Raw genomic sequence first — 13,383 nt, 5'->3', positions numbered from 1 at the left:
GCGGCGGCTCTACGCCCTTCGCGTCCCTAGTTCAAGCGCCTCAGTGCCGTCTCCAGCGCGTTGGAAAAGGCGGACCGGTCGGCCTTGGAGAACGGCTTCTGCCCGCCGATCCCCTGCCCGTCCAGACCGGCGCGGATATCGGCCATGATCGCGCGCGTGGCCACTTGCGTGCCGATGGAATTGGCGGTGAAGGGCTGGCCCTTGTGGTTGAGGACCGCGGCCCCCTTCCCGAGGCAGCGTTCGGCCAGCAGGATATCGGCGGTGATGACCAGCGATCCGGGACCCGCCGCCGCCTCGATCACATCATCGGCGGCATCGAAGGCATCGCCCGCCATCTCCATGGTGATCAGCGGGTGCTCTGGGTGGCGCAAATAGCTTCCGGCCACCAGCCGCACGGGGATTTCGTGGCGCCACGCAGCCTTGTAGATTTCCTCTTTCACCGGACAGGCATCGGCATCGACGAGGATCTGGCGCTCAGTCAAAATGTCCCTCCGGGAATGGCACGGCGATCTCGGCGCCGGAGGCTTCGCGCAAGGTCAGCGTCCCGCGCGACAGGACCACGGCTGACAGCTCCGACCAGCCGGGCGGGCGCGGCAGGGACACCATGGCATGGCGGATCACGTGAACCTCGCCCAGGGGCAGGACGGTCGGGACATCCATCGCGCTGAGCCGGTTGTCCCGCGCGGCCGCCGCAAGGCCCTGCCCGCCCAGGGCGCGCCCATCCTCGATCCCCAGCACGCCTGTGTGGCGGCTGTTCCACGGCGGAAAATCCCGCGCGCCGTTGGAAATCCACAGCATCGTCACCGGCATCATTGCCGGGTCCTTCAGGACCAACAGCATGTCAGCCTCGGCATTGCGCATCACGCAGGTCCAGCCGAGCGTGTTGTCCCGCGATTCCACGAGAGTGCAGAAATCCTCCACCACATGGCCCGCGGGATAGGTCCGCAAATCCCACTGCCCCCCATCCTCGCAATCGAGATTCAGATCGCCCCGCACCTGGTTCAGCGCCCAGAGGTTGTGGCCCGCATGCTGTGCCACCGGGTCGGTCATCGCGGCGCGCTTGCGGCTGAAGGACAGGCGGCCCCCTTCTTCCATCCGCACCATCGGGTGATGGGCGAAGGTCACGTCTCCCCGCCCCTTGTCGATGATGTGGCGTTGCAGAAGGCTTTCGCCGACCAACCGGATTTCCTTGGCGACCACCGCATCGCCCATCTTGGGCAGGGTGTTGGCGAAAACCCCCTTGCTACCTTCCGCGTTCAGCATCAGCCACGGGGCATTTGCCGTGGGGCCGTGGATCGGGTGGCCATGCACATCGTCGCGCCCGAACGGCATGCAGAAGAAATCGCCCGCCAGCCGCTTGTCCACATCCGCCACGTTCGGATCGTCCTGCACCTCCGGTTCGTCCCGCCACGGCGCGACATGCAGCGGGGAACGCCCGCCGATGGTCCAGACCGGGATATTGCCCGCCTCCATGTCGAACACCGCGTGGGCATCGCCATGTTTGAGGTCGATCAGCATGGACGGGCCAGGGCGCTCAGGGCCTTGTGCAACAGGCTCGCATCCGATCCGCAGCCCAGGAAGGTGACGCCAAGTTCCAGCATCTTGGCCTCCGCCTCCGCGCCCGACACGATGATCCCGGGCGCCTTGCCGCCCGCGCGGATCGTCTCGATCCCCGCGCCCACGGCGGTCCAGAGGTCGGGGTTCGCCAGGTCGTCGCGGTATCCCATATCGGCCCCCAGATCGGCGGGGCCGATGAAGACACCGTCCACGCCGTCCACCGCCGTGATCTCCGCCAGATCGTCCATCGCCGCACGGCTTTCAGCCTGCACGAGGATGCAGATCTGGTCATTGGCCGTCGCGGCATACCGTTCTGTGGCGCCATATCCGCCAGCGCGTGCCACCATCGCGCCCATGCCCCGCACCCCCTGGGGCGGATAGCGGCAGGCGCGCACGACGGCGCGGGCCTCCTCGGCGGAGTTGATCATCGGGATCAGCAGTGTCTGCGCGCCCAGGTCCAGCGCCTGCTTGATAATCCAGTCCTCCGCCACCGGAACCCGGACCACCGCCTGCGTGCCGGTGGCGGCCAACGCGATCAGCTGGTCTCGGATGCCGGTCGGGTCCCAGGGCCCATGCTCCCCGTCGATCAGGCACCAGTCGAACCCCGCCGCCCCCGCGATCTCCGCCGGGACGGGTCCGGGCAGGTTCAGCCACAGGCCGCGCTGCACCCGGCCCTCCGCCAATGCGGCCTTCAAGGTGTTGTGTGGTGCGGCCATCTGCGATCCTCCCCCGGGTCCGATCCGTTGCGCCCATTTCCACCGAAACCCTCCGCCTTCGCAAGCCGTCACGCTCCGGACCCATCCACAACCCACAGATGTAATTGCGCCTGCCCCCTTGGCAGCGCGCAACGCGGACGGCTAGTGTTCGCCCCAGAAGGGGCCGCAACCGACACGACGGCCCCCCATTGTCTGGGAGGACACCATGAAACATCTGACCACCACCGCCATCGCCGGTGTGCTGTCGTTCGCCTTCGTGGCCGAGGCGGCCGCGACCGAATGGAACGTCTCCGTCTGGGGGCAGCGCCGCGCGTTCACCGAACACATTCACCACCTCGCCGATGCGGTGGCCGAGGCGACCGATGGCGAATTCACCCTCAACATCTCCTATGGCGGGTTGTCGAATAACCGCGAGAACCTCGATGGGATCTCCATCGGTGCGTTCGAGATGGCGCAGTTCTGCGCGGGTTATCACCGCGACAAGAACCGCGCGATCACCGTGCTGGAACTGCCGTTCCTCGGCGTGAGCAACCTTGAGGAAGAGGTCGCCGTGTCCCACGCGGTCTACGACCACCCAGCCGTGGCGGACGAGATGGCGCAGTGGAACGCGATGATGCTGATGACCTCGCCCATGCCGCAATACAACCTCGTCGGCACCGGCGATCCCCGCGACACGGTGGCGGAATTCGACGGCATGCGCGTGCGCGCCACGGGCGGCCTGGGTGAGATCTTCGCCTCCGTCGGTGCCGTGCCCACGTCCGTCACCGCGACCGAGGCCTATCAGGCCATGGAAGGCGGGACGGTCGACGCCGTGGCCTTCGCGCAGCACGCGCATCTGAGCTTCGGGACCATCGACATCGCCGATTGGTGGACCGCCAACCTCAATCCCGGCACGGTGAACTGCCCCGTCGTGGTCAATATCGACGCCTACGAGGCGCTGCCCGACGACCATCGCGCCGCCCTCGACGGAGCGGTCGATGCCGCCATCGAGCATTACCTGGCCAATTACGCCGAACTGATCGAGCGTTGGGATGGCGTGCTGGAGGAGCGTGGCGTGGAACGTGTGTCCGTGCCGGAGGAAACCATCGCCGCGATGCAGGACAATGCCCAGGGCATCCACGACGCATGGATCGCCGACATGTCCGCGCAAGGCCTGCCCGCGCAGGAGCTTTATGATCTGGTCGTCTCGACCCTCGAAGCCGCGCGCAGCGAATAAGGCAATCGGGGCGCCGCCCGCTTCGGGGCGCCCCACTTCACCATGGCCCAAACCTCCAACGTCCTGACCGACGACGGCACAGCGTCGCGCCTTGACCGTGCGCTGCTTTGGCTGGAAGCGCGGTTGAACCTGCTCGGCGGCGCCACGATCCTGGCGCTCGTTGTCCTGGCGGTCGTGCATGTGGTGGGCCGCAAGCTTTTCAACGCGCCGGTCTATGGCTACGTGGACTGGATTCAGCAATTCATGGTCGTCTTCGCCTTCTTCGGGCTCAGCTATTGCCAGCGCGAAGGCGGACATATCCGCATGGACATCCTCGTGATGCGCATGAAGGGCCGGGTGCTGTGGCTGGCCGAATGGCTGTCGACCCTCTTCATGCTGATCCTCACCATCGGGCTGATCTACGGCGCGTGGCAGCATTTCGACCGCTCCTTCGATCTGTCCCGCCCGCTCTGGTCGCGCGACAGCTCCATCGACATTGCCCTGCCGCTCTGGCCCGCGAAACTGATCGTGCCGGTCTCCTTCGGCATCCTGACCCTGCGGCTCATCATCCAGCTCATCATCTATTCCCGCGCCCTCGTCACCGGGCAGGAGCGCCCCGCAGGCGTGCCTTTGCCCGAAGATCCCATGGCCATCGCCGCGCGCGAAGCGGAAACCGTCAGCGGACGCGAGGGGGGCCAATGACGTATTTCGCGTATCCCACGAACACGGAAACCGGGCCTCGGCCCGCCGATCGGGCCGCGCGCATGGCCATCGGATCGGCACGTCCTTGGCCCAAGCAGACGCAATCCGACATCGCAACGGGCGGAGCGGCTCGCAATGGATAGCCTGATCGACATGCGCGCGCTCATGGACGGAGTGGATATCTTCACCGTGTCTCTCTGGCTGTGCGGCCTGCTCTTGGTGCTGGTCCTGATCGGCGTGCGCGTGGCCTTTGCCGCCGCCTTCGTGGGCATCCTGGGCCTTTGCGCGTTCTTCATGGCGCGGCAGGGCTTCGACCGGGGCCTCAGCACCGCGCTTCTGACCGCGGGCCAGGTGCCGCATTCCAAATCCTCGGGCTACGAGCTGTCGCTGATCCCCACCTTCATCCTGATCGGCTACCTCGCCTATTACGCGGGCCTGACCAAATCACTGTTCGAGGCGGCGAAGCGTTGGGTGGGCTGGCTGCCGGGGGGCCTGGCCGTCTCCACCGTGTTCGCAACCGCGGGCTTTGCCGCCGTCTCGGGCGCATCCGTCGCCACCTCCGCCGTCTTTGCGCGCATCGCGATCCCCGAAATGCTGAAAGAAGGCTACGACAAGGCCTTCGCCGCCGGTGTCGTGGCCGCGGGCGGCACCCTCGCCTCCCTGATCCCGCCCTCGGCGATCCTGGTCATCTACGCGATCATCGTGGAACAAAGCGTGGGCAAACTTCTGCTGGCGGGCTTTATTCCGGGCTTCGTCTCCGCACTGATCTACGCGGGTCTTGTCACCGGCATGGCATGGCGCAACCCCGCACTCGGCCCCCCGGTGCGTGGCTTCACATGGGGCCAACGCCTGTCCGCCCTGCCCGGCACGCTGCCGATCATCTTCGTGATCTTCATCATCATCTTCTCGATCTATTATCGCGGCGAAGACGGCGCCTGGGCCACGCCGACGGAGGCCGGTGCCCTTGGCGCCTTCGTGGTTCTCGTGATCGCGGTCCTCAAAGGCATGAAATGGGATCAGGCCAAGACCGCACTGATGGAAGCGGCGAAGCTGACCGCGATGATCTTCGCGATGATCTGGGGCGTGCTGATCTTCGTGCGCTTCCTGGGTTACGCGGATCTGCCCAACACGGTGGCCGACCTGATCGCGGGGCTGGAATTCTCGCCCTACGTGATCCTTCTTTGCATCCTTCTGGTCTATGTCGTGCTTGGCATGTTCATGGATGCGATCGGGATGCTGATCCTGACCCTGCCCGTGACGTTTCCCGCGATCATCGCGCTCAACGGCGGCCCCGATGTCACGCGCGAGGCCTCCGCCTTCGGCATGACAGCGGAGGAATGCGCGATCTGGTTCGGCATCATCGTGGTGAAGATGGCGGAGCTGTGCCTGATCACGCCCCCCATCGGCCTGAACTGCTTCGTGGTGGCCGGTGTCGCCAAGGACAGCAACCTGCCCATCGGCGTGCAGGACGTCTTCAAAGGGGCCACGCCATTCTTCGCCGCCGATGTCGCCACGGTCGCCGTCCTGATCGCCTTTCCGGGCATCGTCCTGTGGCTGCCAAGCCTGATCTGACGTGGCGTAAGCGGCCCCTTCCCCTTTGCAAATCAGGCGGGTAATCTCCGCCACACCAAGGACCAACGTGTCCTCACACAGGGAGAAATAATATGAAGAAGTTTTTGCTGGCATCCGCCGCGACCATGGCGCTGACCGGTGTGGCCGCCGCCGATGGCCACCAGGGCGACGTGACGCTCGGGGTCATCCTCGGCTTCACCGGCCCGATTGAATCGATCACGCCCGCCATGGGCGACGGCGCGGAACTGGCGATGGCCGAAGTCACCGAAAGCGGCATGCTGTTCGACGGGGCGTCCGTAACCTCCGTGCGCGCGGATTCCACCTGCGTTGACTCTTCCGCCGCCCAGGCCGCCGCCGAGCGTCTCATAACCTCCGATGGCGTGCATGGCATCGTCGGCGCCGATTGCTCCGGTGTCACCGGCTCGATCCTCGCCAACGTGGCCGTTCCGAACGGCATGGTGATGATCTCGCCGTCGGCCACCTCCCCCGGCCTCTCCACGGCTGAGGATAACGGTCTGTTCTTCCGCACCGCGCCGTCGGATGCGCGCCAGGGCGTCGTGATGGCCGAGATCATCATGGAACGCGGCATCGACACCGTCGCACTGACCTATACCAACAACGATTACGGTCAAGGTCTGGCCGATGCGTTCTCCGCCGCGTTCGAGGAAGCGGGCGGCACCGTCACCCTTTCCGCGGCCCACGAAGACGGTCGCGCGGATTACTCCGCTGAAGTCGGCGCGCTGGCATCTGCCGGTGGCGACGCACTGGTCGTGGCGGGCTACGTGGACCAGGGCGGCTCCGGCGTGATCCAGGCCGCTTTGGACACCGGCGCGTTTGACACCTTCGTCTTCCCCGACGGCATGGTCTCCCAGGCGCTGGTCGACAATTTCGGCTCCGACATCGACGGCTCCTTCGGCCAGAACCCCGGTACCGACAGTGAAGGTGCAGGCATCTATCAGGGCATGGCAGACGAGGCCGGCTTCGATGGCACGTCCCCCTTCTCGGCGGAAAGCTATGACGCCGCCGCGCTGATCATGCTCGCCATGGCCGCCGCCGGATCGCGCAACCCCGCCGATTACATGGGCGAGGTCATGAACGTCGCCAACGCGCCGGGCACGGAGATCCTTCCGGGTCAGCTTGGCATGGCGCTGGAGATGATCGCCAATGGCGAAGACATCGACTACGTCGGTGCCTCCGCCGTGGAACTGATCGGTGGCGGTGAGAGCGCCGGCAATTACCGCGAGATCGAGATCTCCGGTGGTGAGCTGACGGTCGCAGGTTACCGTTAATTGATCTACCATTGATATAGGGCAGCCCGGTCATCGCGCCGGGCTGCTCTTTTTCCTTCCGGGGGCAGCCCGAGGATCGTCGCACCAAGGGGCGCACATGATTGAAGTCCACGACCTCCACAAGCATTTCGGCGGTTTCCACGCCGTCGACGGCGCGTCGCTCAAGATAGAAACCGGCTCGATCACCGGTCTCATCGGCCCGAACGGCGCGGGAAAAACCACGCTTTTCAATGTGATCGCGGGCGTTCTTGAACCAACCTCCGGTCGTGTCACGATGGATGGCGAGGATATAACCGGCCTCAAGCCACACCAATTGTTCGCCAAGGGCCTTTTGCGGACCTTCCAGATCGCCCACGAATTCTCCTCCATGACCTGCCGCGAGAACCTGATGATGGTCCCCGATGGCCAGACCGGGGAAAGCCTGTGGAACACGTGGTTCGGGCGCAAACGCATCGCGGAGGAGGAGCGGGCCTTGCGCGCAAAGGCCGATGAAGTCCTTGAACTCCTTACCATTTCGCATCTCGCCGACCACCCCGCAGGCGCGGTTTCGGGCGGTCAGAAGAAGCTCTTGGAGCTTGGCCGAACCATGATGGTCGACGCCAAGATGGTCTTCCTTGATGAGGTCGGCGCGGGCGTGAACCGGACGCTTCTCAACACGATCGGCGACGCGATCATCCGCCTCAACGAGGAGCGGGGCTACACCTTCTGCGTCATTGAACACGACATGGATTTCATCGGTCGCCTCTGTGGCCCCGTCATCTGCATGGCCGAAGGCCGCGTCCTTGCCGAGGGCACGTTGGCCGAGATCAAGGCCAATGACGCGGTGATCGAGGCATATCTGGGTACCGGCTTGAAAAACAAGGACAAGTTGGAGGAAACCGCTTGATCCGCCGCCTGTCGCTCCTGCTGCTTCTGGGGGTGCTTGCCTCGCCCCTGACCGCGCAGCTTGTGCCGAAGGACGGCGATGACGTGGCCGCGGATGGCGCGCAACCCGCCGCGCCCTGCCCCGTCGTCTCGGGCCCGTTCCGCTTTTGCGGCAATTCCCCCCAATTCACGCTGACGCCCCAAGGCGACAATGCCGATGTCACCGCCTATTACGTCACGCCCGAAGCGATCCAGGCCGTCGCCGTGATCGAGCCGCTGGGCTCCCAGGACGGGCTGACCATCGCCTCCATGCAGCAAAGCGCGCTCCAGATCCTGTCGCAATCCACCGGCACTTCGCCCGGGACGATCCCGATCCTCGAACGGGGGACGCTTGATGTCAGCGCCACCTCGCGGCCGAATTTCGTCTATTCCGGCGTGGTCGACGGCACGCCCATCGTCTATTCCAACACGATCGTCCTTCTGGACCAGTCGGTCGCGCAATTCGTGACGCTCGACATCGGGGCGCGCGCCTATACCGACCGCCATCGGGAACTTCACGCCCGCTTCCTTTCCAACATTCAGGTGGCCGAATGACCCAGACCAATCCCTACCAGAATGACCGCGGCAACAAGGACCGGTCCTTGGGCCATTCCCACGGCGTCGGCACCGCGGAACCGGTGCGCTCCGGCGGTGCGGCGCGTGTAGCGGAGGCGGCGGAGGCGTTCTTGATCGGGGAGGCTATGACCGGCGGCTACGGCTCGGGCGCGGATATCCTGCATGCCTGCACCATCGCCGTTAATCCCGGCGAGATCGCGGTGATCGTCGGACCGAACGGCGCCGGGAAATCCACCGCGATGAAGGCCGTCTTCGGCATGCTCAACCTGCGCGAGGGGCGCGTCGTGCTAGATGGGGAGGATATCTCAGAGCTTTCGCCCCAGGCACGCGTCGCCAAGGGCATGGGGTTCGTGCCGCAGACCTCCAACATCTTCACCTCCATGAGCGTGGAGGAAAACCTGGAGATGGGCGCCTTCATCCGCCGCGATGACATCCGCACCACGATGGAGCAGGTCTATGACCTTTTCCCAATCCTGCGCGACAAGCGCAAACAGGCCGCCGGGGAGCTCAGCGGTGGTCAACGCCAGCAGGTCGCCGTGGGCCGCGCGCTCATGACAAAACCGAAGGTTTTGATGCTTGATGAGCCAACGGCGGGTGTCTCCCCCATCGTGATGGACGAACTTTTCGACCGGATCATCGAAGTGTCGCGAACCGGTATTCCGATATTGATGGTTGAACAGAACGCCCGCCAAGCGTTGGAAATCGCCGACAAGGGCTATGTCCTCGTGCAGGGGCGCAACGGCTATACCGGCACAGGGAAGGAGCTTCTGGCCGATCCGGAGGTCCGCAAGAGCTTCCTGGGCGGTTGAATGGCGCGTATCGCGGTCCTCTCCATTGCGATGCTCGCCTGCGGCCCCGTCCTGGCCGCGCTTGATGATGAGCCGCTGTCCGACACCTATTCCGGACTATGCACCATGGATGCCGCCTGTGACGCCGATGGCCATTGCACCCGTATCCCTGCATTGGGGGAGCTTGTGATCCGCATCACGCCCGAGGCGACCCGTATGGGTCGCCCCGATGAAGAAACCCTGGATATGATCGACCATTACCCGACGCTTGACGCGGCCCTGCCGCTGCCCGCGCTCGACAATCACCGCCGCAGCTTCCTGACCGATGCCCCGGCGGAGGGCGCGGCGCGGCGCTTTCACCTTCATGTCCAGATCGCGGAACCGGCCCCGGGCCAACCCGCCCTCAGCCCCCGTCACTTCCGGCTGACCTGCTTCGAGGCCCCCGCATGAAGGCCCTCGCTCTCGCGGTTTTGCTGTTCACGCCCGGGCAGGCACAGGCCACGGGCCTCGACTGCCGCTTCACCACGATTTGCAGCCCCCTAACCGATTGCCAGGACCACGCGGGCGTTCCGTTCCGGTTCGATGTTACCGATGGCGGGCTAAGCTTCGTGTCGGACGGGCGCACGATCCTTGGCACACCACTTTCGAACGTCGCGCCGCCCGCCATGGCGCTGGTCTTCGATACGGCCCCCGATGCCACGATCCTTTTGTCCGTCACGGCCAGCGGACAGGCGGTGATGACGCAGCAAGATATCCTTGCGGGTGACACGATCCAATCGGTGTCATTCTTCGGCATCTGCGAACCCGCCGCATGACCCGCACCAGCCGACACCATCCGGCCCAAGACTTGAAGGGACGCCCATGACCCGCCGCATCCTCACGGCCCTGCCCCTTTGCCTTCTGCCCTTCGCGGCCCCGGCGCAGGAGGGAACGCTGAATTGGACCTGCCTCCTCAGCATCCTGTGCCCCGACACCGGTGCGTGCCGGGACTGGGATCAGGTCATCACGATCGTCGAGGGAGAGGAGGATTGGCAGGTCAACTGGAACGCGGATCTGCCGAATGCCTACGAATTGATCGCGGATTTGCCACCGGCTGAAGATGCCCTTGAACCGGTCCATGTGCGCAGCCTGCTTTACCGCAACGAACGCGCGCAATCGACGCAGATGGTGACATTCGACAGCACCGGACGAGTGGTCGTCACAGGCCACCAGCCCCAGGCCGCAACGCGCACCGTCACGGGCATCGGAACCTGCGAGGCATCGTGAGTCTCGCCCGCCCCGATCCGCGCCCCATCGTGCTGGCCCTCGCGTTTCTCGCGGCGCCGGTGGCGGCGGAGCCGTGGAATTGCCGGATGACCGTCCTGTGCCAGAACCTCGATTGCCACGCCGTCGACGACCGTTACGAAGTGATCGCCGCCGATCACGAGGGGCAATTGTTCCTGACCTCCCCCGCGGGCGATCACCCTGTCGAACGCCTCACCCGCCAGGGCACGCTGCCCGCCGCCTATGCCGGGGCCGGCGACGCCGCCTTGGGAGAGCTTCTGACGATAATCGAGGATGGCCGCGCGCTTCTGTCGATCCACGGCTATGACGGCCCCGCGCGCACGACGACGCTTTTCGGCACCTGCGCCGTGCAATGACCCCATGACCCACTGGCCAAGCCAAAGCCCCTTCGCTAGACCTGATTTTCAAGCGCCGCCACAAGGCGCGTTACCGACCAAGGGAGACATCGCGTGGACGTCCTGAACGCCATCGTCGCATTGGCGAATTTCGTCATCATCCCCGCCACGGCCTACGGCGCGCAACTGGCGCTCGGCGCTCTTGGCGTGACCCTGATCTACGGGATTTTGCGGTTCTCCAACTTCGCCCATGGCGACACGATGGCTTTCGGCACCATGGTCACGATTTTCGTGACATGGGGATTCCAGGCCGCAGGCATCGGGTTCGGCCCCCTGCCCACGGCGCTTCTGGCCCTGCCCTTCGGCATCGCGGCCACGGCCCTGCTGGCGATCGGGACGGATGCCACCGTCTATCGCTTCTACCGCACCCAGAAGGCCAAGCCGGTGATCTTCGTGATCGCCTCGCTCGGCGTGATGTTCATCATGAACGGCATCGTCCGCTTCCTGATCGGCGTCGACGACCAGCGTTTTGCGGATGGGGAGCGGTTCATCATCGGCGCACGGGACTTTCGCGAGATGACGGGGCTTGAGGAGGGTCTTGCGTTCCGGACCACCCAAGGCATCACCATCGTCGTCGCCATCATCGCCGTGGTCCTGCTGTTCTGGTTCCTCAACCGCACCCGCACCGGCAAGTCGATGCGCGCCTTTTCCGATAACGAGGATCTGGCGCTATTATCAGGCATCAACCCCGAACGGGTCGTGCTCATCACGTGGATCATCGTGGCGGCGCTGGCGACCACGGCGGGTGTGCTTTACGGCCTCGACAAGTCATTCAAACCCTTCACCTACTTCCAGCTGCTCCTGCCGATCTTCGCCTCGGCCATCGTGGGCGGGCTCGGCAACCCGCTCGGCGCAATCCTCGGCGGCTTTCTCATCGCGTTTTCCGAGGTCGGCGTGACCTACGCCTTCCGCAAGGTCGTGGGCTATCTCGGGCCGGAGGATTGGCAGCCCGAGGGGCTCCTGCAATTGCTCAGCACCGATTACAAATTCGCCGTGTCCTTCGGCATCCTCCTGATCGTGCTCCTGTTCAAACCCACCGGCATCATGAAGGGGAAATCGGTATGAGCGACGCGGCCAATACCCAGACCCCCGCCTCCTCCATCAACGCCAAGAACATCCTGCTCTTCGCGTTGGTGGCGCTGCTGTTCGTCGGCACGGGCTTCGTGCAATCGTGGAACACCGCGCTCACGATTTTCAACATGGGCCTGATCTCGGCCATCATGGCGCTGGGTGTGAACATGCAATGGGGCTATGCGGGCCTGTTCAACGTGGGCGTTATGGGCTTTGTGGCCCTGGGCGGTCTTGCCGCCGTCCTCGTCTCCTCCGACCCGGTGCCGGAGGCGTGGGCCCTGGGCGGCCCGCGCATCCTTCTGGGCCTTGTCCTGGGCGCGGCTACCATCCTCGCCGCCATCCTCGCCTATTCCAGATTGCCCGCCGGCCGTCTTCGGATGCTCGCCATCCTCGTCATCCTGATCGGCGGCTTCGCGATCTACCGCGCGGTCATCGGACCGGGCGTCGAAGCGGTCGAAGCCTACGAGCCCGCCTCGACCGGTTTTCTTGGCGGCCTCGGCCTGCCGGTGGTCCTTGCCTGGCCCGTGGGCGGGCTTCTGGCTGCCGGAGCGGCGTGGATCATCGGCAAGACCGCCCTGGGCCTGCGGTCCGATTACCTCGCCATCGCCACCCTCGGCATCGCCGAGATCATCATCGCCATCCTCAAGAACGAGGATTGGCTGGCCCGTGGCGTCAAGAACGTCACCGGCATCCCCCGCCCCGTCCCTTATGAGGTTGATCTACAGGCCTCCGAAAGCTTCCTCAACTTCGCCAATTCCCTCGGGGCCGATCCGGTCAGCGCGTCGACCATCACCGTGAAACTCGCCTATGCGGGCCTCTTCATCGTCGTGCTCGGAGTGCTGATCTGGCTGGTCGAAAAGGCGTGGAATTCGCCCTGGGGCCGCATGATGCGCGCGATCCGCGACAACGAGGTCTCGGCATCCGCCATGGGCAAGGACGTGAAGGCGCGCCATTTGCAGATCTTCATCCTCGGCTCCGCCGTTTGCGGGCTGGCGGGCGCGATGATGACCACCCTCGACAGCCAGCTTGTCCCCGGCACCTACCAACCCCTGCGCTTCACTTTCCTGATCTGGGTGATGGTGATCGTGGGCGGATCGGGCAACAATTGGGGCGCGGTTCTGGGCGGCTTCCTGATCTGGTGGCTCTGGGTGCAGGTCGAACCGCTTGGCCTCCTGCTCCTACAAGGGCTGACCGCGGGGATGGAGGAAGGCGCCTTCCTGCGCGAACACCTTCTCGATTCAGCGGCCCATATGCGGCTTCTGACAATGGGGATCATCCTGCTTCTGGTCCTGCGGTTCAGTCCCCGCGGCCTGATCCCGGAACGGTAAGCGCGAC

16 protein-coding genes are annotated in these 13,383 nt (G+C 65.0%); 13 read left to right on the top strand and 3 right to left on the bottom strand.

All coding sequences use genetic code 11. The annotated features are described in order from the left end of the window. Positions 1 to 26 precede the first annotated feature (26 nt). From KUW62_RS07210 to KUW62_RS07200, 3 genes are read right to left on the bottom strand one after another with little or no spacing between them, the layout of a single operon-like run. Complete coding sequence (locus KUW62_RS07210) at positions 27 to 482, bottom strand: YaiI/YqxD family protein (protein WP_224814820.1); 456 nt, start codon at positions 480 to 482, stop codon at positions 27 to 29. Then, positions 475 to 1,518 (bottom strand): hypothetical protein, encoded by a 1,044-nt coding sequence (locus tag KUW62_RS07205; protein WP_224814819.1) that lies wholly within the window; start codon positions 1,516 to 1,518, stop codon positions 475 to 477. The genes KUW62_RS07210 and KUW62_RS07205 overlap by 8 nt, the downstream gene beginning before the upstream one ends. Next, complete coding sequence (locus KUW62_RS07200; protein WP_224814818.1) at positions 1,512 to 2,273, bottom strand: HpcH/HpaI aldolase/citrate lyase family protein; 762 nt, start codon at positions 2,271 to 2,273, stop codon at positions 1,512 to 1,514. Before KUW62_RS07200 ends, KUW62_RS07205 begins: the two co-directional genes overlap by 7 nt. Before the next feature lie 205 nt (positions 2,274 to 2,478). On the opposite strand from KUW62_RS07200, the gene dctP reads away from it, so the two are divergent. The 13 genes from dctP (at position 2,479) to KUW62_RS07135 (ending at position 13,376) form a co-directional block, all read left to right on the top strand. Then, positions 2,479 to 3,489 (top strand): TRAP transporter substrate-binding protein DctP, encoded by a 1,011-nt coding sequence (gene dctP, locus KUW62_RS07195; protein WP_224814817.1) that lies wholly within the window; start codon positions 2,479 to 2,481, stop codon positions 3,487 to 3,489. 42 nt (positions 3,490 to 3,531) lie between these two features. Then, positions 3,532 to 4,170, top strand: coding sequence for a TRAP transporter small permease subunit (locus KUW62_RS07190; protein ID WP_224814816.1), 639 nt, complete (start codon positions 3,532 to 3,534; stop codon positions 4,168 to 4,170). Between the two features lie 174 nt (positions 4,171 to 4,344). After that, positions 4,345 to 5,742, top strand: coding sequence for a TRAP transporter large permease (locus tag KUW62_RS07185; RefSeq protein ID WP_370632920.1), 1,398 nt, complete (start codon positions 4,345 to 4,347; stop codon positions 5,740 to 5,742). A gap of 92 nt (positions 5,743 to 5,834) precedes the next feature. After that, complete coding sequence (locus KUW62_RS07180) at positions 5,835 to 7,031, top strand: ABC transporter substrate-binding protein (RefSeq protein ID WP_224814815.1); 1,197 nt, start codon at positions 5,835 to 5,837, stop codon at positions 7,029 to 7,031. Between the two features lie 97 nt (positions 7,032 to 7,128). After that, on the top strand, positions 7,129 to 7,917 hold the full coding sequence (locus KUW62_RS07175; protein ID WP_224814814.1) for an ABC transporter ATP-binding protein: 789 nt from the start codon (positions 7,129 to 7,131) through the stop codon (positions 7,915 to 7,917). Beyond that, the gene (locus KUW62_RS07170) at positions 7,914 to 8,489 is read left to right on the top strand and encodes a hypothetical protein (protein WP_224814813.1); all 576 of its coding nucleotides are present in this window, start codon (positions 7,914 to 7,916) and stop codon (positions 8,487 to 8,489) included. The genes KUW62_RS07175 and KUW62_RS07170 overlap by 4 nt, the downstream gene beginning before the upstream one ends. Further along, positions 8,486 to 9,319 (top strand): ABC transporter ATP-binding protein, encoded by an 834-nt coding sequence (locus KUW62_RS07165; protein WP_224814812.1) that lies wholly within the window; start codon positions 8,486 to 8,488, stop codon positions 9,317 to 9,319. Before KUW62_RS07170 ends, KUW62_RS07165 begins: the two co-directional genes overlap by 4 nt. After that, positions 9,320 to 9,748 carry a hypothetical protein gene (locus KUW62_RS07160; protein WP_224814811.1) on the top strand — a complete coding sequence of 143 codons (429 nt, stop codon included), beginning with the start codon at positions 9,320 to 9,322 and terminating at the stop codon, positions 9,746 to 9,748. Then, positions 9,745 to 10,113 carry a hypothetical protein gene (locus KUW62_RS07155; protein ID WP_224814810.1) on the top strand — a complete coding sequence of 123 codons (369 nt, stop codon included), beginning with the start codon at positions 9,745 to 9,747 and terminating at the stop codon, positions 10,111 to 10,113. Before KUW62_RS07160 ends, KUW62_RS07155 begins: the two co-directional genes overlap by 4 nt. 46 nt (positions 10,114 to 10,159) lie before the next feature. Continuing rightward, entirely contained in the window at positions 10,160 to 10,564 is a 405-nt protein-coding gene (locus KUW62_RS07150; RefSeq protein WP_224814809.1) for a hypothetical protein, read from the top strand. After that, the gene (locus KUW62_RS07145; RefSeq protein ID WP_224814808.1) at positions 10,561 to 10,938 is read left to right on the top strand and encodes a hypothetical protein; all 378 of its coding nucleotides are present in this window, start codon (positions 10,561 to 10,563) and stop codon (positions 10,936 to 10,938) included. The genes KUW62_RS07150 and KUW62_RS07145 overlap by 4 nt, the downstream gene beginning before the upstream one ends. Before the next feature lie 93 nt (positions 10,939 to 11,031). Beyond that, positions 11,032 to 12,042 carry a branched-chain amino acid ABC transporter permease gene (locus KUW62_RS07140; RefSeq protein ID WP_224814807.1) on the top strand — a complete coding sequence of 337 codons (1,011 nt, stop codon included), beginning with the start codon at positions 11,032 to 11,034 and terminating at the stop codon, positions 12,040 to 12,042. Then, positions 12,039 to 13,376 (top strand): branched-chain amino acid ABC transporter permease, encoded by a 1,338-nt coding sequence (locus KUW62_RS07135; protein WP_224814806.1) that lies wholly within the window; start codon positions 12,039 to 12,041, stop codon positions 13,374 to 13,376. Before KUW62_RS07140 ends, KUW62_RS07135 begins: the two co-directional genes overlap by 4 nt. Positions 13,377 to 13,383 lie beyond the last annotated feature (7 nt).

The sequence above is a fragment of the Hasllibacter sp. MH4015 genome (assembly GCF_020177575.1).
Lineage (GTDB): Bacteria > Pseudomonadota > Alphaproteobacteria > Rhodobacterales > Rhodobacteraceae > Gymnodinialimonas.
The sequence above is the reverse complement of the archived record's forward strand: the minus strand, read 5'-3'. Positions and strand labels throughout refer to the sequence as shown.

What these genes read in the sequence shown, in the direction of transcription:
- KUW62_RS07205 (WP_224814819.1), bottom strand. Translation starts at nt 1,518, where the DNA reads ATGCTGATCGACCTCAAACATGGCGATGCCCACGCGGTGTTCGACATG.
- KUW62_RS07200 (WP_224814818.1), bottom strand. Translation starts at nt 2,273, where the DNA reads ATGGCCGCACCACACAACACCTTGAAGGCCGCATTGGCGGAGGGCCGG.
- dctP (WP_224814817.1), top strand. Translation starts at nt 2,479, where the DNA reads ATGAAACATCTGACCACCACCGCCATCGCCGGTGTGCTGTCGTTCGCC.
- KUW62_RS07190 (WP_224814816.1), top strand. Translation starts at nt 3,532, where the DNA reads ATGGCCCAAACCTCCAACGTCCTGACCGACGACGGCACAGCGTCGCGC.
- KUW62_RS07180 (WP_224814815.1), top strand. Translation starts at nt 5,835, where the DNA reads ATGAAGAAGTTTTTGCTGGCATCCGCCGCGACCATGGCGCTGACCGGT.
- KUW62_RS07175 (WP_224814814.1), top strand. Translation starts at nt 7,129, where the DNA reads ATGATTGAAGTCCACGACCTCCACAAGCATTTCGGCGGTTTCCACGCC.
- KUW62_RS07165 (WP_224814812.1), top strand. Translation starts at nt 8,486, where the DNA reads ATGACCCAGACCAATCCCTACCAGAATGACCGCGGCAACAAGGACCGG.
- KUW62_RS07160 (WP_224814811.1), top strand. Translation starts at nt 9,320, where the DNA reads ATGGCGCGTATCGCGGTCCTCTCCATTGCGATGCTCGCCTGCGGCCCC.
- KUW62_RS07155 (WP_224814810.1), top strand. Translation starts at nt 9,745, where the DNA reads ATGAAGGCCCTCGCTCTCGCGGTTTTGCTGTTCACGCCCGGGCAGGCA.
- KUW62_RS07150 (WP_224814809.1), top strand. Translation starts at nt 10,160, where the DNA reads ATGACCCGCCGCATCCTCACGGCCCTGCCCCTTTGCCTTCTGCCCTTC.
- KUW62_RS07135 (WP_224814806.1), top strand. Translation starts at nt 12,039, where the DNA reads ATGAGCGACGCGGCCAATACCCAGACCCCCGCCTCCTCCATCAACGCC.